Genomic DNA, 25,020 nt, shown 5'->3' on the forward strand with positions numbered 1-25,020 from the left:
GGCCGGGTGGGCCGAGCGGCAGATCCGTTAGGCTCTTGAGCCATGGTCTCCGAGCTGTTCGACCCCAAGGCCTGGCAGGTCGTCGAGGGTTTCGACTTCACCGACATCACCTACCACCGAGCCGTCGACCAGGGCACCGTACGCATCGCCTTCAACCGGCCCGAGGTGCGCAACGCCTTCAGGCCGCAGACCGTCGACGAGCTCTACCGCGCGTTCGACCACGCCAGGCAGACCACCGACGTGGGCTGCGTGCTGCTGACCGGCAACGGCCCCTCACCCAAGGACGGCGGCTGGGCGTTCTGCTCGGGCGGTGACCAGCGCATCCGCGGCAAGGACGGCTACCAGTACGCCGACGGCACCGCGTCGACCGGCCGCCTGCACATCCTCGAGGTGCAACGGCTCATCCGCTTCATGCCGAAGATCGTCATCTGCGTGGTGCCCGGCTGGGCCGCGGGCGGCGGGCACAGCCTGCACGTCGTCGCCGACCTCACGCTGGCCAGCGAGGAGCACGCCCGCTTCAAGCAGACCGACTCCGACGTGGCCAGCTTCGACGGCGGCTTCGGCTCGGCCTACCTGGCCCGCCAGGTGGGCCAGAAGTTCGCCCGCGAGATCTTCTTCCTCGGCGACACCTACACGGCGGCCGACGCCCATCGGATGGGCATGGTCAACGCGGTGGTGCCGCACGCCGAGCTGGAGTCGACGGCGCTGGAGTGGGCCCGCAAGATCAACGGCAAGTCGCCGACCGCGCAGCGGATGCTGAAGTACTCCTTCAACCTCATCGACGACGGCCTGGTCGGCCAGCAGCTGTTCGCGGGCGAGGCCACCCGGCTCGCCTACATGACCGACGAGGCGGCCGAGGGCCGCGACTCCTTCCTCGAGAAGCGCGCGCCCGACTGGTCTCCCTTCCCCTGGCACTTCTGATGATCGAGGTGCCCGCCGAGCTGGCGGCCTACCACCTGAAGTACGCCCACGACTCGGGTCCCGAGTGGACCGCCGACCTGCCCGCCCTCGTCGAGACCTTCCTCGACCTGTGGGAGCTGCGGCCCGACGGCGGCGTCATGCACGGGGTGGTGTCGCTGGTCCTGCCCGTCGTGCGGGCCGACGGCACCCGCGCCGCGCTCAAGCTCCAGCCCGCCACCGAGGAGAACATCGGCGAAGGGGCGGGGTTGCGCGCGTGGGCGGGCGACGGCATCGTCCACCTGCTCGACGAGGCGACCCTGCCCGCGCCCACCTCTCCGCACCTGGCCAACGCGCTGCTGCTCGAACGGCTCGACGGTGACCGCTTCCTCGAGGAGGTCCCCGACACCACCAAGGCGCTGGAGATCCTCACCGGGCTGCTCGCCCGGCTGGTCGCCCATCCGGGCCCCGAGGGCGTCCGCACGCTGGCCGACATCGCCGCGGACATGCTGGAGGAGGTGCCCGAGCAGTTCCGCAAGGCGCACCCTGACGACCTGCCGTGGCTGGAGCGGTGCGCGGCGGCCGTACGAGAGCTCGTGGGCGAGCCCGGTGACCGGCTGCTGCACTGGGACCTGCACCTCAGCAACGTCCTGGCGGCCGAGCGCGAGCCGTGGCTGGCCATCGACCCCAAGCCGCTGGTGGGCGACCCGGGCTTCGAGCTGCTGCCCGCGCTGCGCGACCGCTTCCCGTCCACCGACGTGCGCAAGACGGTGCTGCACCGGTTCGACCTGATGGTCGACGGGCTCGGGCTCGACAGGGACAGAGCGGTCGGCTGGACACTCGGCCGCGTCCTTCAAGACTCCCTATGGGACCTCGAGGACGGCGAGAGCAGGATCTCGCCGGACGAGATCGCGATCGCGGAGGCGCTGCTGAGCCGGTGATACCTGACCCGGCACTCAGCCGAAGACCGGCCGGCGAGCACCTGATCTCCGCGGTTGACTCACGTGAGACGGGGTAAAACATGATCGCCCCCGGCCACGGTATTCCAGCCGGGGGCGCCAATCCGGTCAGCAGGCGCAGGCCACGCCCGACACCGGAGCGGTCAGGGGGTCGATGGCACGCCTGGCCACGCCGCTCGCCGTCTCGACAGGGAAGCCCTCGCGCGCCCAATACTCGAAGCCGCCGATCATCTCCTTGACGCGGTAGCCGAGCTTGGCGAATTCCAGCGCCGCCCTCGTCGCGCCGTTGCACCCGGGGCCCCAGCAGTAGGTCACCACGGTCGCGTCCCGCGGCACCAGGGTCTCCGCCCTGGCCGCGATCTCGCGGGTGGGCAGGTGGAGGGCGCCCTCGACGTGCCCCTGGTTCCAGCTCTCCAGGCTCCGCGAGTCGACGACCACGACGCCCTCCGCCTTGTCGGCGAGATCGGCGGCGACATCGGAGACGTCCGTCTCGAACGCCAGCCGCGCCGCGAAGTGAGCGAGCGCGGCGGCGTTGTCGGCGGCGGGGACGACGGTGACAGCGGACATCGGGGGCTTCCTTTCACTGCGGGGAGGTACGCACCCATGGTGACCGCCGAGGGCCCACCCGAGACAGTGGCGGGAAAGCCGCCTATCGCTAAGATTCCGCCAATTCGATCATGACACCAGGATGACCACCTTGCCCCTGCCGTGTCCCGTCTCGATCTCCCTGTGCGCGTCGGCGGCCTGGTCGAGGCGGTAGGTGCGGCGAACGGGGAAGGTGAAGGCGCCCTCCGCGATCAGCGCCGCGTACCTGCCGAGCCGCTCCGCCGTACGGCCCGCGTTGACCACCTTGATGCCCAGCTCGGCCGCCCTGCCGTGCTCGACCAGCGTGATGATCCGCGACCGATCCTTCACCAGTTCGAGCGACACCTCGAGCGCCTGACCTCCGGCGCCGTCGAGGACCGCGTCGATCTGTCCGAGCGCCCGCACCCTGTCGGCCAGCCCCTCGCCGTAGACGACGGGGATCGCGCCGAGGGAGCGGAGGTGGTCGTGGTTCTCGGCCCGGCCGGTGCCGATCACCTTCGCGCCGCGCCGCCTGGCGATCTGCACCGCCGCCGTGCCCACCGAGCCGGAGGCCCCGTGCACCAGCAACGTCTCGCCGTCGCGCAGGCCGATGCCGTCCAGCGCCAGTTCGGCGGTCTGCACCCCTGCCGTCAGGCCGCCGGCCACCTCCCACGGCACCTTCGCGGGCTTGGGCGCCACCTGGTCGGCGCCGACCACGATGTACTCGGCGTAACTGTTCAGCAGGGAGAAACCGAGCACCTCGTCACCCTCGGCGAACCCGGTGACCCCCGGGCCCACCTGGTCGACGATGCCCGCGAACTCGTTGCCGGGAACGCGGGGCAGGTCTCCCGTCACGCCCTGCGGGGTCCATCCCGCCCGCACCGCCGCGTCGTACGGCTGGACACCCGCCGCCTTCACCCGCACCCGCACCTCGCCAGGACCCGCGTGCGGGGTCTCGATCTCCATCACCTGGAGCACCTCGGGACCACCGGGGGTCGCGAACGCCGCTGCCTTCATCTGGATCAACTCCTCGTCGTCAGTCACCCCACTCTGCAACCTCGACTTTGGTTGAGGTCAACTCGGCGAACGGATCGGGATAGGTCTCCCACACCAGTGACCCCGCGACCGCCTCCTCGGGAGTGAGCAGGCAGGAGTCGAGCAGGGCGATGACGCGGTCGGGGTCGAGGCCGCCGCAGCCGGTGAAGACGAGGTGCTGGACCCTGTCGCCCGTGATCGGGTTCCAGTCGAGCGCGGCGGCGGCTCTGCGGGCCGTACCGACCTGGTCCCATGCGGCCTCGGGGAGTGCGGCCAGCCACGTGCCCGCCTCGGCCACCGAGACCGCGCCCGCCACGGCGTCCCACGCGAGCAGCGAGGCGTGCCTGCTCGCGAGCCAGAACCTGCCCCTGCTGCGCACGGTCGTGGTGACCAGCTCGTCCATGGCGTCGAAGAGCCGCTGGGGATGGAGGGGGCGCAACCTGCGCCACACGATGGTTTCGAAGTCCTGCGTCTCGAGCGCGCACGGCAGCTGCGCGGTCGCCGGGTCGACCCGCGCGCCCAGCTCCTCGACGTCCACCGCCGGACCCGTCACGTCGGGCAGACCGATCGGCGTGAGCGGCGCGAGGTGGGCGAGCGCGGGCAGGGCGAGCTCGGGATCGTCGCCGACCACGACCAGTCCTGTGGCGTACTCGATCTGCCTGGCCAGCACCGCCGCCACGTGCCTGCCGCAGGGCAGGCGATCGCCCCTGCAGATGTCGAGCGGCATGTGGTCGGCCTCCAGCGCGGCGAGCACGCCGGTCAGCCGCAGCTCGGGCCGTACGGCCAGCGCCTCGGCCACGGGGCGCGGCTCGTCCGTGTCCCCCAGCTCGACGATCAGCAGCGGGGCCGCCACCGGTGGATCACCTGGCCCGATCGTCACGGCCCCCGGATGGCGGCGGGCCAGCTCGGCGACGACCTCGGCGCGGGCCTGCGCGTGTATCCCTGCGACTATCACCACGGGGACCGACATCAGAGCTCCCTTCCTTCAGGGGCATCATGCTATCGATAATCATTTTCAAAATCCCTCCCGAGAGTGAGCCAAGACCGCTCCCACCGGCGATCCGCGACTCCTCTCCGATCGCCGACGATGTCTCGGGACGATCCGCATAACTCCGGACCAGGCTCGGAGCATCCCCAAAGAGGAGGAAGATTGGACGCCGTGTCCGATCTGCCGCAAATCGCCAGGCTCAAGGAGCGCTTGCGGGCGCTGCCTGCGGTGCAGGTGGATCTCGCGCTGACCGCGTTCGTGCTGCTCATCCAGCTGTGGCCGTTCTTCGGCGAGAACCGGGACGGCCGGCCGTGGCACTGGTGGGGCTACGTGGTCGTGGTCGCGGCCGTCCTCCCGCTCGTCTGGCGGCGCCGGGCCCCGGTGACGAGCATGCTGGTCTCCCTGCTGGCCCTCTCGCTCTACGACCTGGCCGACGCCGTGCCGGCGCAGCCGATCTGGTACGGCAGCCTCATCAGCATGTACACCGTGGCCGCCCACACGCCCCGCTGGCCCAGGCTGGCGATGCTGGCGATCACCGTCGGCGGCGGGCTGCTCCTGGTCGGCTCCTCGGAGACCGCCGTCCGGGGCACGGTCGGCGCCGTCGCCGCCTACGCGATCGGCAGGGCCACCGCGACCTCCAGGGCCTACGCGGCCGCGCTGGAGGAGCGGGCCGTACGGCTGGAGCGCGAGCGCGCGCTGGAGGCGGAGCGGGCCGCCGAGCTCGAACGCGCCAGGATCGCCCGCGACATGCACGACATCCTGGCGCACGCGGTCAGCCTGATGGTCGTGCAGGCGGAGGCGGGCCCGGTGGTGGTCAGGAGCGACCCGGCGCGCGCCGAGGCCGCCTTCGACGCCATCGCCGGCGCGGGACGCGACGCGATGGTCCAGATCCGGCGGATGCTCGGGGTGTTGAAGGAGGAGGAGAGCTCGCGCGCTCCCCAGCCGACGGTCGCCGACCTGTCCACGCTGACCTCCCGGCTGCCGCTGCCCGTCTCGCTCGAGGTCCGCGGCGCCGAGCGGGAGCTGCCGCCCGACGTCGAGGTGGCGGTCTACCGCATCGCGCAGGAGTCGTTCACGAACATCGTCAAGCACTCCGGAGCGACCAGGGCCGGGCTGCTCCTCAGGTGGGAGGCGGACGCGCTGCTCATCGACATCACCGACGACGGCAGGGGCGCGGGGCTGCGGCTCCCGTCGGGCGGTCACGGCCTCATCGGCATCCGCGAGCGCGCCGCCTCCTGCGGTGGCACCGCGACCGCGGGCCCCCGGGCCGACGCCCCCGGTTTCCAGGTCTCGGTACGGCTCCCGCTCCCCCCGACCCACGCCATGGCCGAATCCCGCCCCGTCACCGGAGAACCCGTCTTCTTGGGAGAATCCGCCCGCAGCGCGCCCGTCCCGCCGGGAGGACCGGCGGCCGCGGGGTCGACGTCCGCAGACCTCTCGAAGGAGAGCCGATGAGCATCACCGTGGTGGTCGCCGATGACCAGGAGCTGGTCCGCGGCGGATTCAGCATGATCCTCGACGCCCAGCCCGACATCGACGTGGTCGCCGAGGCCGGTGACGGGATCGAGGCGGTCGCCCTGGTCCGCGAGCACCGCCCCGACGTCCTCCTCCTCGACATCCGCATGCCCAGGATGGACGGCATCGAGGCGGCCCGCCTGGTGGGCAAGGAGACCAAGGTCCTCATGCTCACCACCTTCGACCTCGACGACTACGTCTACGACGCGCTGCGGGCGGGGGCGAGCGGGTTCCTGCTGAAGGACGTGCGAAGGGACGACCTGGTCAACGCGGTCCGCGTGGTGGCGGCGGGAGAATCGCTGCTGGCGCCCAGCGTCACCAGCCGCCTGATCGCCGAGTTCACCTCGCGCCCCGCCGCCGCCTCGGTGTCGGCCGAGCGGCTGGCCGTCCTCACGACCAGGGAGCAGGAGACGCTCGCGCTGATCGCGCGGGGGCTGTCCAACGCGGAGATCGCCGTCGAGATGGTGGTGAGCGAGCACACGGTGAAGACACACGTCAGCAACGTCCTCACCAAGCTGGGTCTGCGCGACAGGGTGCAGGCCGTCATCGTCGCCTACGAGACGGGGCTGGCGACAGCAGGGCATTAAGCCCTTTTCAAGCGGTTTGCAACCCCTACTTGGATATATTCGCCCCACTACGGGGCCATTATCCGAGGGAACTGATGCCCGCTTTTGTCGACGCCGCGTTGACCTTCCCGACCGTTCTCTTCACCTTTCTGCTCGTCGTGGTCGTCGGCTACTGGCTCGTGGTCATGTTCGTGGGCGGCGACGCCGACCTGGACGGCGTGCAGTTACCGCTGGGGCTCGGCGGCATCCCCGCGACGGTCGCCTTCTCGCTGTTCGTCGCACTGTCGTGGTTCGTCAGCCTCGCAGGGGTCGTGCTCCTCGGCCACGGACCGCTGGTGCTCGGCGCGGCGCTCGCGGCCGGATGGGTGGGCACGAAAGCCCTGATCATCCCCATGCGCAGGCTCTTCCCCGAGCAGCGCGAACCCTCGCGCCACGACTTCGTCGGCCGGCGGTGCGTGGTGCGGACCGGCAGGGCGGACGCCGCCTTCGGTCAGGCCGAGGTCACCGCGCCCGACGGCTCCTCCGCCGTCGTCCAGGTCAGGACGACGGGCGGCGACGTGCTCACTCGCGGCCAGGCCGCGCTGATCTTCGACTACGACGCAGAGGGCGAGTTCTTCTGGGTCATGGAGGACCACTCATGAGTGTCATCTCGACCGGATTCGGCATTCTGCTCGCCGTCATCCTGATCATCGTCATCGCGTTGATCTTCGTCATCAGCCGGCTGTTCAGAAAGGTCGAACAGGGCAAGGCGCTCATCGTCTCCAAGGTGCGCAGGGTCGATGTGACCTTCACCGGCGCCGTCGTCCTGCCGGTCCTCCACAAGGCCGAGGTCATGGACATCTCGGTGAAGACCATCGAGATCGCCCGCACCGGCGGCGAGGGCCTGATCTGCCGCGACAACATCAGGGCCGACATCCGCATCACGTTCTTCGTGCGGGTCAACAAGACCATCGAGGACGTCATCAAGGTGGCGCAGGCCATCGGCACCGAGCGGGCCAGCGACGAGACGACGCTCCAGGCGCTGTTCAACGCGAAGTTCTCCGAGGCGCTCAAGACGGTCGGCAAGCAGCTCGACTTCGTCGACCTCTACACCAAGCGCGACGAGTTCCGCGACCAGATCATCCAGGTCATCGGCACCGACCTCAACGGCTACAGCCTGGAGGACGCGGCGATCGACTACCTGGAGCAGACCCCGATGGCCAAGCTCGACCCGGCCAACATCCTCGACGCCCAGGGCATCCGCAAGATCACCGAGCTGACCGCGACGGAGAACGTGCGGACCAACGAGTTCAGGCGCAGCGAGGAGAAGGAGATCACGCGCCAGAACGTCGACGCCACCGAGGCCATCCTCGAGCTGAAGCGCCGCCAGGCCGACGCCGAGATCAAGCAGAAGCGCGAGATCGAGACGATGAAGGCGCGCGAGGAGGCCGAGATCGCCCGCGTGCAGGCCGAGGAGCGGCTGCGGGCCCAGGGCGCGCACATCAAGACCGACGAGCAGCTCGGCGTGCAGACCGAGAACCGCAACCGCGAGATCGCCGTGGCCGAGAAGAACCGCGAGCGGGTCATCGCCATCGAGAGCGAGCGGATCGAGAAGGACCGCATGCTGGAGGTCATCGCCCGCGAGCGGGAGACCGAGCTGTCGCGCATCGCGAAGGACAAGGAGGTCGAGACGGAGAAGCGCTCGATCGCCGAGGTCGTGCGCGAGCGGATCGCGGTGGAGAAGACGGTCGCCGAGCAGGAAGAGAACATCAAGAAGCTGCGCGCCCTCGAAGAGGCCGAGCGGTTCAGGCAGACCACGATCATCCACGCCGAGGCCGAAGCCCAGGAGGGCCTGGTCAAGGACATCAAGGCCGCCGAGGCCGCGGAGGCCGCCGCCAAGCACAAGGCCCGCGAGGACGTCGTGCTGGCCGAGGCCAGGCAGCAGGCGGCCGAGCTCGACGCGCGGGCCAAGATCCGGCTGGCCGAGGGCCTGCAGGCGGAGGCCGCCGCCAAGGGGCTGGCCGACGTGCAGGTCCGCGAGCGCGGCGCCGACGCCATCGAGAAGGTCGGCCGCGCCGAGGCGATGGCGACCGCCGAGAAGCTCAAGGCCGAGGCCGAGGGCGCCAAGGCGATGGCGCTGGTCGAGGGCGACCGGCTCAAGGCGCAGGCCGAGGGCGAGCAGGCGATGGCCCTCGTCACGGGGGACAAGCTGAAGGCCGAGGCCGAGGGTCTGATCGAGAAGGCCAAGGCGATGGCCGCGATGGACGAGGCCACCAGGACGCACGAGGAGTACCGGCTGCGTCTGGAGGCGGAGAAGGAGATCAGGCTCAAGCACATCGACGTGCAGCGGCAGGTCGCCGAGTCGCAGGCGAGCGTTGTGGCGGCGGGCCTGGCGAAGGCCAACATCGACATCGTCGGCGGCGACACGATGTTCTTCGACAGGGTGGTCGGGTCGATCACCGCGGGGAAGGTCGTGGACGGCTTCGTCGAGCACTCGTCGGTGACGCAGACGCTGGCCGAGCCGTACCTGAACGGGACGGCGAGCCTGACGGACGACCTGGCCAAGCTGGTCGGCGGCGTGAGCAGCGAGGACGTGAAGAATCTGACGGTCTCCGCGCTGCTGATGCAGCTCATCTCGCACGGCGGGCCTGACACCGCCAAGCTGAACGAGCTGCTGGAGAGCGCGCGCAGGCTCGGGGTGGCCGAGTCGTCGGTGGCGGCGCTGCGGTGACCACGTCTCTCGAGGCCGGGACCTACGAGGTCCTGCGCAACCGTCTCGGCGCCCAGGCCAAGGAGCTGGCCAGAGCGGCCGAGGCGGTCAACGCCGAGCGGCTGGCGGTCTTCGGCGGGGCCGAGCTGCGCCTGATCGGCACCGAGCGGATCCGTACGGAGAACAACTGCGTCCCCCGCGACATCGTCTCGGTCGGCGACCTGATGCTCTTCGGCTACAACGTCTTCATCGGGCTGAAGCCCGAGACGGCCGTGGACGACGTCTTCTCCGTCCACCGGTTCACCCGTGACGGCGACGCGTTCAGGTTCGACGCGGAGCAGCTGGACGCGCTCGGCGACCCCGCCTTCCGCAAGGACTTCGCGGAGCTGTACCGCTACTACAAGGAGACCAGGCTCCTGCAGCTCAGGCGCCTGGAGGGCAAGCTGCTCGCGGTCTTCCAGACCGGCCCCTCCGACCTGCGCGTGCTCAGGTGGAGCGTCGGCCACGACGTGAAGTACCTGGACAACAGGGGCGAGCGGGACCACGTCTTCCCGCCCTCGCACGACTTCGAGTGGACCCCGACGACCCGCGACGACCACGTGCTCGGCAGGCACCCGCACATCTCGATCCAGGACGAGGTGTTCGTCGAGACGGTCGGCGGCGACCTCACCATCAAGATCGAGAACAACACGGAGTCGGGCGAGGGCATCTACACCGAGCCCGTCGCCGAGCCGCTGCAGTCGCTGGCCGACGCCGAGGTCGACCACGCCAGGATCGGCCCGCTCATCCTGCTGCGGGTCAGGCCGTACAAGGAGAGCGAGTGGCGGCACCTGGTCTTCAACACCCGCACCAGGACGGTCACCAGGCTGGACGGCATCGCGCTCGCCTGCCAGCGGCTGCCCGAGGACCAGGGCATCATCTTCCCCGGCGGCTATTACCTGGCCACGGGGGTGTCCAAGACGTTCGACACCCAGGTGGCCGACCTGGAGTTCGAGCGGGTGATCCGCTCCCCCAACGGCGAGGACGTGCTCTACGTCTTCCACGCGCGTGAGGACGGCCGGTCGCTGCTCCTGCCGTACAACGTGATCAGGAAGGAGGTCGCCAACCCGCTGCCGTGCCACGGGTACTCCCTGTTCGACGACGGCACGCTGGTGGTGTTCAGGGCGACCTCGGACGAGCCGACCAGGGTCCACCCGATGCAGGTGTGGCAGACGCCGTACGTCTCCGACACCTACGCCGCCGCCCAGCCGACCGGGACCGGGCCGCTGGAGCGGATCGGCAACGCCGAGCTGGTGCGGGGCATCTCCGACTGCCTGTCGGTCGCGCGCATGGTCGAGGAGATGGCCCCTTCGGAGGCCACCTTCGAGGCGCTGATCGCGGCGTGCACGCGGGCGTTCGACCACTACCACTGGCTGGGCGAACACGGCCTGAGCACCCCGCTCGACGACGTCAGGGCCACCGCCGAGCAGGTGCTTGACGAGTACGAGAACGTCGCCCAGCTCACCGCGCAGGCCGCCGCCACACTGGAGACCGCCACGGCGCGGACCCTCGCTCTCGTGCGGCACTCCGAGACCCTCACCAGCGCCGACGCCTGGGTGTCCAGGCTCGCGTCGCTGCGCAGGGCGCAGGGTCACCTGGTGACGCTGCGGGAGGTCCGCCACATCGACCTGGCCGGCCTCGACACGCTCGGCGCCAGGGTGAGCGAGGAGCTGCGGTCGGTGGGACGGAGGGCGGTCGACTTCCTCCAGGGCGCCGACGCCTTCACCGGCTACCACGCCGCCGTCGCCCAGCTGGAGGCCGACGCCTCGGCCATCGCCACCGTCGCGGAGGCGGCGCCCGTCTCCGAGCGGCTGGTCGCCCAGGCCGAGGGGCTCGAGGTCGTCACCGAGGTGGTCGGCTCGCTCGACATCGCCGACGCCACGGTCCGCACCGCCATCCTCGAACGCATCGGCGAGGTCCTGGGCGGGGTCAACCGGGCCCGCGCCGTCCTCGAAGGCCGCCGCCAGGAGCTGCTCGCCACCGAGGGCAGGGCCGCCTTCGCCGCCGAGTTCGCGCTGCTCGGCCAGGCCGTGACCGGCGCGCTCGCCATGGCAGACACCCCCGAGCGCTGCGACGAGCAGCTCGGCCGCCTCATGCTCCAGCTCGAGACCCTGGAGTCGCGCTTCGGGGAGTTCGACGACTTCGCGCTCCAGCTCACCGCCAAGCGCGAGGACGTCTACGAGGCCTTCTCGGCCCGCAAGCAGACCCAGCTCGACGACAGGGCGAGGCGCGCCGACCGCATCTCCGCCTCGGCCGACCGCATCCTCGCCAGCGTCGCGCGCCGGGTGGCCACGCTGGCGTCGCTGGACGAGGTCAACACCTACTTCGCCACCGACCCGATGATCGCCAAGCTGCGCTCGTCCGCCGACGAGCTGCGCGGCCTCGGCGACGGCGTGCGCGCGGAGGAGCTGGAGGGCCGGATCAAGGCCGCCCAGCAGGAGGCCGGCCGCGCCCTGCGCGACCGCCTCGACCTGTTCTCCGCCGACGGCGAGACCCTCAGGCTCGGCAGGCACCGCTTCGCCGTCAACACCCAGCCCATCGACCTGACCCTCGTGCCGCACGACGGCGCCATGCACTTCTCCATCACCGGCACCGACTACCGCTCTCCCGCTCCGGACTCCTTCGCGGAGACCAGGCCGTTCTGGTCGCAGCTGCTGGTCTCCGAGACGGCCGACGTCTACCGCGCCGAGCACCTCGCCGCCGCCCTGCTGCCCGCGGTCCCGCCCGGCGCCGACCTGGCCGCGCTGGTACGGCTGGCCGCCGAAGAACGCTACGACGAGGGCTACGAGCGCGGCGTCCACGACCACGACGCGACGGCGATCCTGGAGACCCTGCAGCGCCTCCACGACGGCGCCGGGTTGCTGCGCTATCCCCCTGCCGCTCGGGCGTCCGCGCAGCTCTTCTGGGCGTTCGGCGTGGACGATGTTTCACGTAAAACATTGGCCACGCGCGCGGGATCACTGGTCAGGGCTCGTGACGCCTTCGGCGGCATCGACGCCCTCGACGCCTTCGGGGGCGAGTTGTCGGCGGCGATCTCCGGTTTCCTGCCCGGCTTCGGGGCGCACCCCGATCTCGCCGCCGAGTACCTCATCGAGGAGCTGGCCGGGAAGCCCGAGGGCTTCGTCACCAGCCAGGCCGCCCGGGGGATCCTCGACCGGTTCCGCCAGACGCTCGGCCCCTCGCGCGTCCGCGAGTTCGAGGAGGACCTGGCGGCGCTGGACCTGCCCGACCGTATCCAGCTGGCCCAGGCGTGGCTCGGCGCGTTCGACCGGTCCGACGAGCTGCCGGAGGCGCTGGCCGTCCAGCTGTGCGACCTGCCGAGGCACGACTCCAGCGCCGCGCTCACGGCCACCGTCGAAGGACTGCTCGGCACCCACCCGAGGATCACCGACAGGTCGCTCACGCTGCGCCTGGACGAGACCCTGGCCAGGACCCGCGCGTTCAGGACCGAGCGGGTCCCCGCCTACCGCGCCTACCAGAAGCAGCGCGGCGAGCTGGTCGCGCGGGAGCGCGACCGGCTGCGCCTCGAGGAGTACAAGCCGAAGGTCATGAGCGCGTTCGTGCGCAACCGCCTGCTGGACGAGGTCTACCTGCCGCTCATCGGCGACAACCTCGCCAAGCAGCTCGGCGCCGCGGGCGAGGGCAAGCGCACCGACCAGATGGGCCTGCTCCTGCTCATCTCGCCGCCCGGCTACGGCAAGACGACGCTCATGGAGTACGTGGCCAGCCGCCTCGGCCTGCTGTTCGTCAAGGTCAACGGTCCCGCGCTCGGCCACGAGGTCACCTCGCTCGACCCCGCGGACGCTCCCGACGCCACCGCCAGGCAGGAGGTCGAGAAGATCTCCTTCGCCCTGGAGTCGGGCAACAACACCCTGCTCTACCTGGACGACATCCAGCACACCTCGCCCGAGCTGCTGCAGAAGTTCATCTCGCTCTGCGACGCCCAGCGCCGCATCGAGGGCGTGTGGAACGGCCGGACGCGCACCTACGACCTGCGCGGCAAGCGCTTCGCGGTGTGCATGGCGGGCAACCCGTACACCGAGTCGGGTCAGCGCTTCCGCATCCCGGACATGCTCGCCAACCGCGCCGACGTCTGGAACCTCGGCGACGTGCTGTCCGGCAAGGACGACCTGTTCGCGCTCAGCTACATCGACAACGCGCTCACGTCCAACCCGATCCTCGCTCCGCTGTCCACGCGCGACAGGGGCGACGTCGAGCTGCTGGTGCGCATCGCCAGGGGCGACTCCGACGTGCGCACCGACCAGCTCAGCCATCCCTACTCGAAGGTCGAGCTCGAGCAGATCCTCAGCGTCCTGCGCAAGCTCGTCAGGGTGCAGGAGGTGGTGCTGGCCAACAACCAGGCCTACATCGCCTCCGCCGCCCAGTCGGACGACTCGCGCACCGAGCCGCCGTTCCGCCTGCAGGGCTCCTACCGCAACATGAACAAGCTGGCCGAGCGCATCGTCCCCGTCATGAACGACGCCGAGCTCGAGCAGCTCATCGACGACCACTACCTCGGTGAGGCGCAGACCCTCACCTCCGGCGCCGAGTCCAACCTGCTCAAGCTGGCCGAACTGCGCGGCAGGCTCACGCCCGAGCAGGAGGCGCGGTGGGCCGCGGTCAAGACGGCCTACCTCAGGACGAAGGCGCTGGGCGGCGCCGAGGACGACCCGATGACGCGCGCGGTCGGCGCCATCGGGCTGCTGGCCGATCGGGTGGGTGACATCGGCCAGGCCCTCAGGCCGCCCGGCGACGGGTCGCGATCTCACCCCGGGCCAGCTCCAGGCGCGTCCCGCTGAACGCGGCCCTGATGCCCCTGTCGTGCGTGACCATGACCACCGCCCCCGAGTAGCCGGCCAGCGCCTCCTCCATCTCGCCCACCAGGAGCGGAGACAGGTGGTTGGTCGGCTCGTCGAGCAGCAGCAGGTCGGCGGGCTCGCTGACCACCCTGGCCAGCTCGATCCTGCGCCGCTGCCCGACCGACAGCGCGCCCACCCTGACGCCCAGCTCGGCGGGGCGGAACAGCCCCAGCGCGAGCAGGGCGTCCGCGTGGTCGTCGAGCGTGCCCGGACGCCCGTGCGCGTAGGCCCGCAGCACGGTGTGCCGGGGATCGGCGCCCGACGACTCCTGCCGGAGGTAGCCGATCCTGGCCGGCCGCCGTACCGTGCCCGCGTCGGGAGCGATCAGGCCGGCCAGCACCCGCAGGAGCGTGGTCTTCCCCGCTCCGTTGAGCCCGGTGACCAGCAGGCGCTCCCCCTGCTCGACGCGGAACGAGGGGATCCACAGCCGCGACCCCACGCGCACGCCGTCCAGCTCCACCAGGGCGCGCCGCCCGTCCTGCGAGGCCCGGCGAGGCGTGGCGGTGAAGCGGAGCGGCTCGGGCGGCGGCGGCACCGGGTTGGCGTGCAGCCACTCGACCCGCTGCTGCGACTGCCTGATACGGCCGGCCGCGCCGTGCACGCGGGAGCGCGCCCGCCACGAGCCGGTGCCCATGCCGGCCTTGGCCATCTTGCGGGGGATGGCGGCCATCCGTCCCGCGTTCGCCACGACCAGTGCCTCATGGCGGGCCAGCTCCGACTTCCACTCCTCGTGCTCCTCGGCCCACGCCGCCCTCTCGGCCGCCTTGGCCGCGAGGTAGCCGGTGTAGCCGTTGCCGTAACGGCGCACCTTGCCGAGGTCCACCTCGAGGATGGTCGAGGTGATCCGCTCCAGGAACACCCGATCGTGGGTGATCACGATGACGGTCCCCCTGTGCCCGCGCAGATGGTCCTCGAGCCAGGACACGGCCGAGTCGTCGAGATCGTTGGTCGGCTCGTCGAGCAGCAACAGCTCGGGCGCGGAGGCGAGCGTCGCCGCCAGCGCGAGCCGCGACCGCTCCCCTCCGGAGAGGGTGCCGAGCCGCCGCGACCTCGCCAGGTCGGGCAGGCCGAGCCCGTGCAGCGCCACGTCGACGCGGGCGTCGGCGGTGTAGCCGCCCCTCGCCTCGAAGCGGGCGATCAGCTCGGCGTAGGCGTCGAACCGCGAGGGCGTCAGCGACGCCTCCATCGCGCGCATCTCGGCGGCGAGCTCACGGATCTCGGCCAGCGCCAGGTCGACGGCGTCCTGCACGGTGGCCGAGCCGGGGAGCTCCAGGGTCTGCGGGAGGTAGCCGATCCCGCCGGGGACCGACACGGTGACCGAGCCGTTGGCCGGCACGACCCGGCCCGCCAGCAGCCGCAGCAGCGTCGACTTGCCCGACCCGTTGTCGCCGATCACCCCGACCTTCTCGCCGGGCTTGATCGTGAACGAGACCTGGTCGAGCACGACCCGGTCGGCGTAACGGTGGGAAACATGAGAAAGGGCTATTTGGGCGGCACGCATGGAAGCGTCCTCCTGGATTCTGGTATCGCGAAACGGACATGACAGCGCTCAACGCGTCGCGAGAATCACAGGGAACCCATGCCGGAGAGATTATGGGACGGACCTAAGTTTGTCCAGCGATTTATTCGAGCAGTTCCAGCGCGTGTGAGACCGACGCCGACGTGGCCGGCACCAGCGGAAGCCGGACGTCGGGGGTCGGGATCAGGCCCTTCGCGTGCAGGACGCCCTTGATCACGGTCGGGTTCGGCTCGGCGAACAGCGTCGCCGACATGGCGGCCAGCCGGTGCCCGAGCGCACGGTCCCACGAGGCGGCCATCGACACGAACGACGCGGTGCGCAGGTGCGCGGAGGCGAGGATGCCCCCGGAGGCGCCGAGGGCGAGCATCGGCGAGAGGTAGAGGTCGTCGCCGGTCAGCACCGAGAACCCGGACGGCGGGTTCCCGAGCAGCGAGACCGCGTCCTGGTCGACGGCGCCCGTGGCGTACTTCACCCCGGCGATCATCGGGTGCTCGCCGAGCCTGCGCAGGACGCCGGCGGTCAGCGGCTGACCCGTCCGGTAGGGGATGTGGTAGATCACCAGCGGCACCTCGGAGCGGGCGGCGAGGTGCTCGAAGTGGGCGATGACGCCGCGCTCGCCGGGGCGGACGAAGGCGGGCACGGTCACCAGCGCGGCGGTGGCCCCGTCCGTGAGGTCCAGGTCGCCCACGATCAGCTGCGCGTCGTAGGACGCCGCCACCTCCCGGCAGATCCGGACGACGGAGCGGCGCTCGGCGGCGGACAGCGTCGACGGCTCCCCCGTCGTCCCCAGCGCCACCAGCCCCGCGGCCCCCTGGTCGAGCACCGAGGCGGCGAGCTTCTCCAGCGCGGCGTGGGCCACCGCCCCCGAGTCGTCGAAGGGCGTGATCAGCGGCACGTAGATTCCCGAAAGCATGCCTCCAGCCTGCAGGGCAGGCGACCTTCAGCACCAGTTCACGTTTCTGCGGTCGCCCATAAGCTGACCTTATGCTCGATCCGCGAAAGCTTCGGCTGCTGCGCGAACTCTCCCGCAGGGGCACGATCGCCGCCGTCGCCGAGGCGCTCACGTTCACCGCCTCCGCCGTCTCCCAGCAGCTCAGCGCCCTCGAACGCGAGGCGGGCCTGCCGTTGCTCGAAAGGACGGGCCGCACGGTCGTCCTCACGCCGGCGGGCCGGGTGCTGGTCGAGCACGCGGGAGCCGTACTGGAGAGCCTGGAACGGGCCGAGGCCGCGCTCGCCGCCACCCGCACGGGGCCCGCGGGGCCGCTGCGGATCGGCGCGTTCCCCACCGCCGCCCGCGCCCTGCTGCCCGAGGCGCTGACCATCCTGGGCGAGGAGCACCCCGGGCTGGAGCCGATGGTGGCCGAGATCGATCCCGCCGACGTCTCCGCCGCCCTGCGGGCGGGCACGCTGGACGTCGCGCTGGTGCACGAGTACGACTTCGTCCCGCCCGTCGTCGACGACAGCGTCGAGACCAGGCCGCTCCTCACCGAGCCGATGTACCTGACGACCAGGAGCACCCTCGAGGAGGCGAGCCTGGACCCGTGGCTCGTCAGCACCCCGGGCACGCTCTGCCACACGATGACCGTGCGGGCCTGCCAGGCCGCGGGGTTCGAGCCGCGCGTGCGCCACCACATCGACGACTTCGACACCGTGCTGCTGCTCGCGGCGGCCGGGCAGGGCGTGGCCCTGGTCCCGAGGCTCGCCGCGGCGAGCCCGCCCGAGGGCGTACGGCTGACGCGGGTGGAGATCCAGCGCCGCACCCTCATCGCCTTCAGGAGAGGGTACGGCGAGCACCCCGCGCTGAGCCCGTTCACAGCCGCTCTCAGGAAATCCACAGCACGCGCGACGCAGGCTGGAGGACATGGATGAGCTGTTGAACACCCCCGCCATCGCCCACGGTCTGCGCAAGGTCGAGACCAGGATCAGGCGCCTCGCGGGCTCCTCCGCGCTGCCCGGCATCAACACGAGCGCCGGCCGGATCATCACCGCCGGAGGCAAGCGCCTGCGCCCCGCGCTGACCCTGGCCACCTCGCTGGCGTTCGGCAGGACCCCCGACCGCAGGGTGATCACCGCCGCGGCCTGCGTCGAGCTGATCCACGCCGGCTCGCTCGTCCACGACGACCTCATGGACCACGCCACCCAGCGCAGGGGCGCCCGCACGCTCAACGCCGAGCTGGGCGAGGGCAAGGCGCTGGTCATCGGTGACTTCATGCTCGCGAGGGCGGGCCTGGCCGCGATCACCTCCGTCTCCAGGCCGGTGGCGGAGGTGCTGGCCGCGACGGTGGTGGAGCTGGCCGAGGGCCAGTACCTGGAGACCACCGACCTGCACGACCCGCACCGCACCATCGAGAGCGCGCTCCGCTCCATCACCGGCAAGACCGCCGCGCTCTTCCGCGCCTCCTGCCTGGTGGCCGCCATCTGCGCGCGGGCCTCGGCCGAGGAGCGGGCCAGGATGGCCGCGTACGGCGAGCGCTTCGGCCTGATCTTCCAGATCCTCGACGACCTGCTCGACCTGACGGCGCCCGCCGAGACGCTGGGCAAGCCGGCGGGCAACGACCTCAGACAGGGCGTCTACACCCTGCCCTTCCTGACCGCCCTGGCCAAGGACCCCTCGCTCCTGCACGACGACGTGGACGCGACCCTCGCCGCGCTCAGAAGGTCCACGATCGTGGAGGACACCCTGGAGCACTGCCGCGGCCTGGCCTCCGACGCGCTCGCCGCCCTCCCCGTGATCCACGACAGGGAAATAGCCGCGATCATGTACGGCCTGCCCACCGCCTACATCGACCACGTCGAGCGGCAAACTTTGACCAGAGCAAGTTGAGATTTGTTGGTACAAAACTCAAGACGGCCGCTCATACTGGAAGCAGCTGGCATTCCAGGAGCACGCTCATGCGGAAACCCCCGACGCCGCTCGAAGCGACGCAGTTCCTCCAACTGGCCGCAGTCGATTTCAGCGGGATCTACGCGGTCCATCTAGCCGCCAAGGACGAGCGGCTGAAAATGACGAGGCTGGCGATGAGCCTGCTCTCCGCCCCGTTCGCCGCCGCGATCGCACTGGCCAGCACGAAGGTGGTCGATCCCGCCGACCTGACCAGGTGGGACACCGTTCCCTGGTACCTCTACGCCCTGGTCGCCGCCTTCGGCCTGCTGGCCGTGCTGCCGTTCCTGCGACTGATCGAGGCGGTGAACGCCCACGCCAGGACCGCCCGCGCGCTCAACAACTTCAGGCTGCTCTACGTCACCCGCCTGAAGGACGAGTTCGACTGGTCGCCGAACCTCCCCGTCGACCCGCGATTCCCCGAGACCTACGCCCCGCTGGCCTGGCCGGGGATCAACGTCATGATGCTGTCGATCGTCAACTCCGCCTACCTGACGGTCGGCGTCACCGGACTGAGCAAGGGCGAGCTCAACGTGCCGCTGCTGCTGCTCAGCATCATGCTCGTGGCGCTCGTGCACTACTCGGTCTACTACGTGCGGTGCAATGTCACCCGACGGCGCCGCCTTCCCCGTAACCCCTACAACTTTCCGAACGTGGAGACCTGATGGACGAGCCCACCAGGTGGGCGTCTTGTGGGGAGGCGTGGATATGGCTGATGCGGCACGTGCGGTCGTCGGGCGAGCCCGCCGACGACGACCGGGGACCCGTGCTCGAGGGCCCGGCGGTGCTGTTCGAGATCAGCGACGTGCGGTGGGACGACCCGATACTCAGGGAGTACGGCGACGCCGCCAAACGCTCGCTCTACGCCCGTAAGTTCACCGAGGCCGAGGTCATCCCGCCGTTCAAGTACAGCTACGGGCAGCGTCTGACGCCGCAGATGGAATGGGCGATCACGCTGCTGCGGGCGCGGCCGTACAGCAAGAGCGCATGGGTGTCGCTGACGCGGCCGGGCGAGCCGTACGACGCGGTGCCCTGCCTGGCGGCGGTGGCGGTCAGGATCAGGGACGGCGCGCTGGCACTGACGGCCACCTTCCGCTCGCAGAACGCCTACACCTGCTACCTGAACTACGTGCCGCTCAGGGAGGTCCAGGCCGGGATCGCGCGGGAGCTCGGCCTGGGCTGCGGCCCCATGCGGGTGTTCGTGGACGTGCCGCACCTCTACCTGGCCGACCTCTCCCACGTCGAGCGGATCGCGCGGTCGTGAGGGAGCCCGGCAACCGTTCTGCAAGCCCGGGTGGCTACGGTGCTCCGTGTGAAGGCGCGCATAGTGGACATAGCGACATATCTCCCCGGCCATACGCGGAGCAGCGCGGAGGTCGAGGAGCGGATCGAGGGGTTCAGGGCGCCCAGAGGGATCATCGAGCGGCTGACGGGCATCGCCACCCGCCACGTGGCCGCCGACGACCAGCAGGCCTCCGACCTGGCCGCCGAGGCCGCCAGGCGTCTCGACACCGACGTCGACCTGCTCATCTTCGCCTCGGCCTCACAGGACATGGTGGAGCCCGCCACCGCCCACATCGTGGCGGCCAAGCTGGGCCTGTCGTGCCCGGTGTTCGACGTGAAGAACGCCTGCAACAGCCTGCTCAACGGGATCCAGGTGGCCGAGGCGCTGATCCGCATGGGCGCCCACCGCCGGGTGCTGGTGTGCACGGGCGAGATGCCGTCCAGGGCGATCAGGTGGCAGGTCAGGAACCGTGAGCAGTTCGTGGACTCCTTCGCGGGCTACACGCTCTCCGACGCGGGCGCGGCGGTGCTGGTCGCCGCGGACCGGCAGCGCGGCATCTTCTATCGCGATTTTTCGGCGCGAAGTACGGCGTGGGCGGTCGGCACCCTTCCAGGTGGCGGCTCGGCGCATCCGCGAGATCCCGAGTACTCCTACTTCCGCGGCGACGGCCGCCGTCTGAAGGAGGCGTTCGAGCAGGTGGGGCCCGACCTCTTCTTCAACGCGCTGAAGCGCACCGGCCTGACCTGGGACGACTTCGCGATCGTGGCGGTGCACCAGGTGGCGCTGCCGTACCTGCGCTTCCTGGCCGACACGCTGGGCATCCCGGAGGACCGGCTGGTCGTCACGCTGCCCGGGCACGGCAACTGCGCGTCGGCGACGCTCCCGCTGCAGCTCCAGCTCGGCGGCTGGGCTCCGGGCGACAGGGTCGCGCTGCTCGGCCTCGGCGGGGGCATCAGCATGGGCGTCATGCTGGCGGAGATGTAGATGAAGCTCTGGGTGATCGTGCCCGCCTACAACGAGGCGGCGGGCATCGGGGCGACGCTGCGCGCCCTCGAGGCACAGCGCGACCGCGACTTCACCGTGCTCGTCGTGGACAACGCCAGCACCGACGGCACCGCCGAGGTCGCCAGGGGCTTCGGCGTCGAGGTGATCCACGAGCCGCGCAAGGGCACGGGCGCCGCGTCCGACACCGGCATGCGTCACGCGATCGCCCACGGCGCGACCCACCTGGCCAGGACCGACGCCGACTGCCTGCCGCGCGCCGACTGGACCGCCAACATCCGCCGCGCCTTCGCCGACGGACTGGAGCTCGTCGGCGGCAAGCTGCGGGCGAGGACCGACGAGTTCCCGCTCAAGCTGTGGGAGCGGCGCCTCATCCCGGCGGTGGTCGAGATCGCCGCGTTCTTCGGCAAGGCCAGGCCGAGCAACCGCGCGCCCGAGTACCGGGGACCCTACGTCATGATGCCGGGGGCCACCCTCGCCATCACCGCGGACCTCTACGAGCGCGCGGGAGGCTTCCCCCGCACCGCGATCGAGGAGGCGCACGAGGACCGCGTGCTGGTCAACAGGGTCCGCCGGATCACCGGCGCGTACGGCTCCCGCCGCGACGTCGTGGTGTTCGGCTCGGTCCGCCGCCTGCGCGCCTACGGCCTGGTCCGCACCCTCGCCTGGTACATCGACCATCACTACGAACCCGAGGTGATCGACATCCGATGACCGAAGAGACCAGGCTCTACCTGGCGGCCCACCCCTTCGCCTACCCGTTGATCCGCCTCCTGGCGCGCCTCGGGCCCGTCGTGCGCGTGCCCGGCGTCGGCGTGGTGGTCAACGACGCCGCCACCGCGCGCCGCGTGCTCATGGACCCCCGCTTCCGCAAGGACGGCCCCGGCTCGCCCGGCGACCTGTGGACACCCGTGCTCGGGCCGTCCGTGCTGCTCAACATGGAGGGCGCCGCGCACGCCGCGCTGCGCGCCAAGCTCGCTCCGCTGTTCACGCCCTCGTCGGTGTCGGCGCTGGTGTCCGACGTGCTCGCGCAGCCGCTCAAGGACCTGTCCGCACGGCTGGAGCGGGGCGAGAGCGTCGACCTGGTCCACGCGATGCGGCTGATGGCGGGGGCGGTGATCTGCAGGGTGATCGGGCTGGGCGAGGTCTCGGCAGAGCGCGCCCTGGCCCTGTTCGCCGACGGGGAGCGGGTCGCCTCGATGGTGTCGCTCCGCACGAGACGGCTCAGCACCCGCCAGGTCGCGGTCGCCCGCGAGGTCCTGGACGGGATCGGCGACATCGCCTCGACCGCCTACCGCGCCGAGGACCCGTCCACGGTCATGGGCCGCATGCGCGCGCTGGGCCTGTCCGAGGCCGAGGCCAGGGGCGCCGCCGGAGCCTTCTTCCTCACTGGCACCGAGACCGTCGCCACGTTCGTCCCCCGCCTCGTCGCCCTCCTCCACGACCACGGCGCGGGCGACGGGTTCGACCTCGATGTCGCGATCGAGGAGGCCATGCGGGTGACCACGCCCACCCCCGTGATGCTCCGCTCGGTCGCCGAGCCCGCCCACGTGGCCGCCACACCGGTACGGCCGGGCGACCGCGTGCTCATCGCCACCCACAACTGCGCCCGCGCCTACGGCCCCTTCGACCTCTCGCGGCGGCACCCGCCTGAGCTGCGCAGGCTGTGGTTCGGCGCGGGCGCGCACTTCTGCCTGGGCTACCCGCTCGCGCTCGCCGAGATCCGCGCCGTCGCCGCCGTGCTGCTCCGGCACGATCTGCGCATCGTGGGACGGCGCGCGGCCAGAGGCGTCCTCATCCCCACCTACGAGCACCTCTGGATCAGAGCCGCATGATCGACATCGTCTCCGGCGTCCTGGACGTCGCCTCGGCCACCCCCTCCAGGACCGCCCTGATCGCACCCGACGGCACGCCCGTCTCGTACGGGACGCTCCGCGAGCGGGTCCTCACCATCGCCCACGCCCTCTCCTCCGAGGCGGCCGGCTCGGGCGACCTCGAGTTCGGGGTGCTCTTCGCCGTCCGGCCAGGCCCGGACGCGGTCGCCATGGCGCTCGGCGCGGTGGCGGCCGGAGGGACCCTCGTGCTGGCCGATCCAGGGCTCGCCCCCGAGGTCTTCGCCGGGCGCATGGCGCTGACCAGGCCCCGCTGGGTGCTCAGCGAATCGCTCCTCTACCTGCTCAGCGGCCCGCTGAAGGGGCTGGCCAGGCGCAGGGGGCTGTCGCTGCCCGCCCTGCGCGACCCGTTCCCGCACGCCCGCCACCTCTACACCGGCCGGTGGCTGCCGGGCGTGCCCAGGGGCGCGCTGCGGCTCGGCGGGCTGCCGGCCGTCCAGGCCATGCCCCGCGTCCACGACCACGCGGCCGTGGTGGCCTTCACCTCCGGGACCACCGAGCAGCCGAAGGGCGTCGTCCACACCAGGCGGTCGCTGTCGGAGGGGCTGCGGCTGTTCAGCACGGCCGTCTCGCTCGGCCCCGAGGACGTGGTGCACACCGACCAGTTCATCCTCGGCCTGCCCGCGCTGATCGCGGGCGCCACCTGGTCGATGCGGGGCCGCGGCGACTACGCCGAGGAGCTGGCCGCGCGCCGGGCCACCCACGCCTTCTCGGTCCCGGTGCAACTGCACGAACTGCTCTCGCGCACCCCGGCTCTTCCCGACACGCTCCGCTGCCTGCTTCTCGGCGCCGCCCCCGCGCCGCCAGCCGTCCTGAGGAAGGCCATGGCGGCCGCGCCCCGGGCCCGGGTGCTGTCGGTCTACGCGATGACCGAGGCGCTGCCGATCGCGATCGCCACCGCCGAGGAGAAGCTCGCCACCACCGAGGGCGACCTGCTCGGCGCGCCGCTGCCGGGGGTGGGCGTCCGCGTCGCCGACGACGGCGAGCTCTTCGTCGGGGGCCCGCACCTCGCCCGCGGCTACCTCGGCCACGAACCCCTCACCGAGCTGCCCACCGGCGACCTCGTCAGGCTCGACGGCGAGGGCCGCCTCGTCCTGCTCGGCAGGAAGAAGGACATGATCCTCAGGGATGGCGTGAACATCTATCCCGGCCTGTACGAACCGGCCATCGCCGCCCTTCCCGGCGTGCATGAAGCGGCCATCGTCGGGCTGCCCGACCAGGAGACGGGCGACGAGGAGGTCGTCCTCGCGCTCACCACGACGACGGGCTACGACGAGAGGTCGCTGCGCAGGGCCCTGCCGGAGCTCGTGGACGCCGCCGCGCTCCCCGACCGCGTGGTGACGCTCCCCGAGCTGCCCCGCAAGGGGCGCAGCGACAAGCTCGACCGGGCGGCGATCAGGACCATGGTGGCCCGATGAGGATCGCGGTCACCGGCGCCTCCGGCTTCGTGGGCGGCGCGGTGTGCCGGGCGGCGGCCGCGAGAGGCTGGGAGGTGCTCGCCTTCGGCCGGCGGCCCCACGCGGATCTGGGCGGCGTGCCGTACGCCTCGTGGGACCTCGTCCACGACGAGCCGCCGAGAGAGCGGGTCGACGCGGTGATCCACTGCGCGGGCAGCGTCACGGACTGGGGCCCGCCGCGCGAGATCTGGCAGGCCAACGTGACGGGCACCCGCAACGCCAGGGCCGCCTTCCCCGGCGCCCGGTTCGTCCACGTCAGTACGGCCAGCGTCTACGACCCCTTCCGCCCCACCGTCATGGCCACCGAGAGCGAGGCCCCCGTCAGGCGCTACGCCAACGCCTACGGCGCCGCCAAGGCCACCGCCGAGCACGCCGTCAGGGGTGAGGCGGTGATCCTGCGCCCGCACGCGATCTACGGCGCCGGCGAAACCACCCTGCTGCCCCGCCTCCTGCGCTCGATCAGGGCCGGCCGGCTCCTCGCGGTGGGCAGCGGCGCGACCAGGCTCAGCCTCACCTCGGTCGACAACCTGGCACGAGCCTGCCTGCTGGCCACGACCGGCCGGCTCGGCGTCTACAACGTGACCGACAGCCATCCCGTCACCCTGGACTCGGCGCTGCGCGCATTCCTTCGCGAACGCGACATCGACGCCGAACCCGTCTACCTCTGTCAGGGGCTCGCCATGCGCATGGCCGCCTTCGCCGAGACCGCCGCCCTGATCACCGGCCGCGCACCTCGGCTGACCAGGTACGCGGTCGGGCACCTGGCCGTGGAGCGCACGCTCGACATCACCAGGGCGAGGAGAGAACTCGGCTACGACCCCGCTCCCACGTCGTTCGAGGGCGCCGCCTCCTGGTGACGCATGCGGGATTTTG

Annotated in this window: 21 protein-coding genes; 16 read left to right on the forward strand and 5 right to left on the reverse strand. The window is 71.3% G+C overall.

Annotation, left to right across the window (positions count from 1 at the left end):
- The first annotated feature begins 42 nt into the window (after positions 1–42).
- Both H4W81_RS34725 and H4W81_RS34730 read left to right on the forward strand, forming a co-directional pair.
- The gene (locus H4W81_RS34725) at positions 43–921 is read left to right on the forward strand and encodes a 1,4-dihydroxy-2-naphthoyl-CoA synthase (protein WP_192778660.1); all 879 of its coding nucleotides are present in this window, start codon (positions 43–45) and stop codon (positions 919–921) included.
- On the forward strand, positions 921–1,838 hold the full coding sequence (locus tag H4W81_RS34730) for an aminoglycoside phosphotransferase family protein (protein WP_192778661.1): 918 nt from the start codon (positions 921–923) through the stop codon (positions 1,836–1,838). Before H4W81_RS34725 ends, H4W81_RS34730 begins: the two co-directional genes overlap by 1 nt.
- Before the next feature lie 126 nt (positions 1,839–1,964).
- Here H4W81_RS34730 and H4W81_RS34735 read toward each other — a convergent pair whose 3' ends face one another.
- The 3 genes from H4W81_RS34735 to H4W81_RS34745 form a co-directional block, all read right to left on the reverse strand.
- Complete coding sequence (locus H4W81_RS34735; protein WP_192778662.1) at positions 1,965–2,423, reverse strand: rhodanese-like domain-containing protein; 459 nt, start codon at positions 2,421–2,423, stop codon at positions 1,965–1,967.
- Between the two features lie 108 nt (positions 2,424–2,531).
- Positions 2,532–3,464: an NADP-dependent oxidoreductase gene (locus H4W81_RS34740; protein ID WP_318782188.1), complete on the reverse strand. Its 933-nt coding sequence runs from the start codon at positions 3,462–3,464 to the stop codon at positions 2,532–2,534.
- Complete coding sequence (locus H4W81_RS34745; RefSeq protein WP_192778663.1) at positions 3,457–4,425, reverse strand: CobW family GTP-binding protein; 969 nt, start codon at positions 4,423–4,425, stop codon at positions 3,457–3,459. The genes H4W81_RS34740 and H4W81_RS34745 overlap by 8 nt, the downstream gene beginning before the upstream one ends.
- A 189-nt stretch (positions 4,426–4,614) precedes the next feature.
- Here H4W81_RS34745 and H4W81_RS34750 point away from each other — a divergent pair, with 189 nt between their 5' ends.
- The 5 genes from H4W81_RS34750 (at position 4,615) to H4W81_RS34770 (ending at position 14,051) form a co-directional block, all read left to right on the forward strand.
- A complete protein-coding gene (locus tag H4W81_RS34750; protein ID WP_318782523.1) occupies positions 4,615–5,898 on the forward strand; it encodes a sensor histidine kinase in 1,284 nt (427 codons plus the stop codon).
- A complete protein-coding gene (locus tag H4W81_RS34755) occupies positions 5,895–6,545 on the forward strand; it encodes a response regulator (protein WP_192778665.1) in 651 nt (216 codons plus the stop codon). Before H4W81_RS34750 ends, H4W81_RS34755 begins: the two co-directional genes overlap by 4 nt.
- 74 nt (positions 6,546–6,619) lie before the next feature.
- Positions 6,620–7,165 carry a hypothetical protein gene (locus H4W81_RS34760; RefSeq protein WP_192778666.1) on the forward strand — a complete coding sequence of 182 codons (546 nt, stop codon included), beginning with the start codon at positions 6,620–6,622 and terminating at the stop codon, positions 7,163–7,165.
- Complete coding sequence (locus tag H4W81_RS34765; RefSeq protein ID WP_192778667.1) at positions 7,162–9,234, forward strand: SPFH domain-containing protein; 2,073 nt, start codon at positions 7,162–7,164, stop codon at positions 9,232–9,234. Before H4W81_RS34760 ends, H4W81_RS34765 begins: the two co-directional genes overlap by 4 nt.
- Complete coding sequence (locus H4W81_RS34770) at positions 9,231–14,051, forward strand: DNA repair ATPase (protein WP_192778668.1); 4,821 nt, start codon at positions 9,231–9,233, stop codon at positions 14,049–14,051. The genes H4W81_RS34765 and H4W81_RS34770 overlap by 4 nt, the downstream gene beginning before the upstream one ends.
- Here H4W81_RS34770 and H4W81_RS34775 read toward each other — a convergent pair.
- Positions 13,990–15,612, reverse strand: coding sequence for a TlrC/CarA/OleB/SrmB family ABC-F type ribosomal protection protein (locus H4W81_RS34775; protein WP_192778669.1), 1,623 nt, complete (start codon positions 15,610–15,612; stop codon positions 13,990–13,992). The genes H4W81_RS34770 and H4W81_RS34775 overlap by 62 nt on opposite strands.
- Positions 15,613–15,733: 121 nt before the next feature.
- The gene (locus H4W81_RS34780; protein WP_192778670.1) at positions 15,734–16,543 is read right to left on the reverse strand and encodes a dihydrodipicolinate synthase family protein; all 810 of its coding nucleotides are present in this window, start codon (positions 16,541–16,543) and stop codon (positions 15,734–15,736) included.
- Between the two features lie 71 nt (positions 16,544–16,614).
- Between H4W81_RS34780 and H4W81_RS34785 the strand changes: the two genes are divergently transcribed.
- From H4W81_RS34785 to H4W81_RS34825, 9 genes are all read left to right on the forward strand, one after another.
- Complete coding sequence (locus tag H4W81_RS34785; RefSeq protein WP_192778671.1) at positions 16,615–17,499, forward strand: LysR family transcriptional regulator; 885 nt, start codon at positions 16,615–16,617, stop codon at positions 17,497–17,499.
- Positions 17,492–18,454, forward strand: a complete 963-nt coding sequence (locus H4W81_RS34790) for a polyprenyl synthetase family protein (RefSeq protein ID WP_192778672.1) — start codon at positions 17,492–17,494, stop codon at positions 18,452–18,454. Before H4W81_RS34785 ends, H4W81_RS34790 begins: the two co-directional genes overlap by 8 nt.
- Before the next feature lie 68 nt (positions 18,455–18,522).
- The gene (locus H4W81_RS34795) at positions 18,523–19,176 is read left to right on the forward strand and encodes a hypothetical protein (RefSeq protein ID WP_192778673.1); all 654 of its coding nucleotides are present in this window, start codon (positions 18,523–18,525) and stop codon (positions 19,174–19,176) included.
- Positions 19,176–19,775, forward strand: a complete 600-nt coding sequence (locus H4W81_RS34800; protein ID WP_192778674.1) for a thymidylate synthase family protein — start codon at positions 19,176–19,178, stop codon at positions 19,773–19,775. The genes H4W81_RS34795 and H4W81_RS34800 overlap by 1 nt, the downstream gene beginning before the upstream one ends.
- A 48-nt stretch (positions 19,776–19,823) precedes the next feature.
- A complete protein-coding gene (locus H4W81_RS34805; RefSeq protein WP_192778675.1) occupies positions 19,824–20,780 on the forward strand; it encodes a 3-oxoacyl-ACP synthase III family protein in 957 nt (318 codons plus the stop codon).
- Positions 20,781–21,512: a glycosyltransferase gene (locus H4W81_RS34810; protein WP_192778676.1), complete on the forward strand. Its 732-nt coding sequence runs from the start codon at positions 20,781–20,783 to the stop codon at positions 21,510–21,512. It abuts the gene before it with no gap.
- Positions 21,509–22,633: a cytochrome P450 gene (locus H4W81_RS34815; RefSeq protein WP_192778677.1), complete on the forward strand. Its 1,125-nt coding sequence runs from the start codon at positions 21,509–21,511 to the stop codon at positions 22,631–22,633. Before H4W81_RS34810 ends, H4W81_RS34815 begins: the two co-directional genes overlap by 4 nt.
- Complete coding sequence (locus H4W81_RS34820) at positions 22,630–24,108, forward strand: class I adenylate-forming enzyme family protein (protein ID WP_192778678.1); 1,479 nt, start codon at positions 22,630–22,632, stop codon at positions 24,106–24,108. The genes H4W81_RS34815 and H4W81_RS34820 overlap by 4 nt, the downstream gene beginning before the upstream one ends.
- Complete coding sequence (locus tag H4W81_RS34825; RefSeq protein WP_192778679.1) at positions 24,105–25,004, forward strand: NAD-dependent epimerase/dehydratase family protein; 900 nt, start codon at positions 24,105–24,107, stop codon at positions 25,002–25,004. Before H4W81_RS34820 ends, H4W81_RS34825 begins: the two co-directional genes overlap by 4 nt.
- Positions 25,005–25,020: the final 16 nt, after the last annotated feature.

The organism is Nonomuraea africana, from assembly GCF_014873535.1.
Taxonomy (GTDB): Bacteria; Actinomycetota; Actinomycetes; order Streptosporangiales; family Streptosporangiaceae; genus Nonomuraea; species Nonomuraea africana.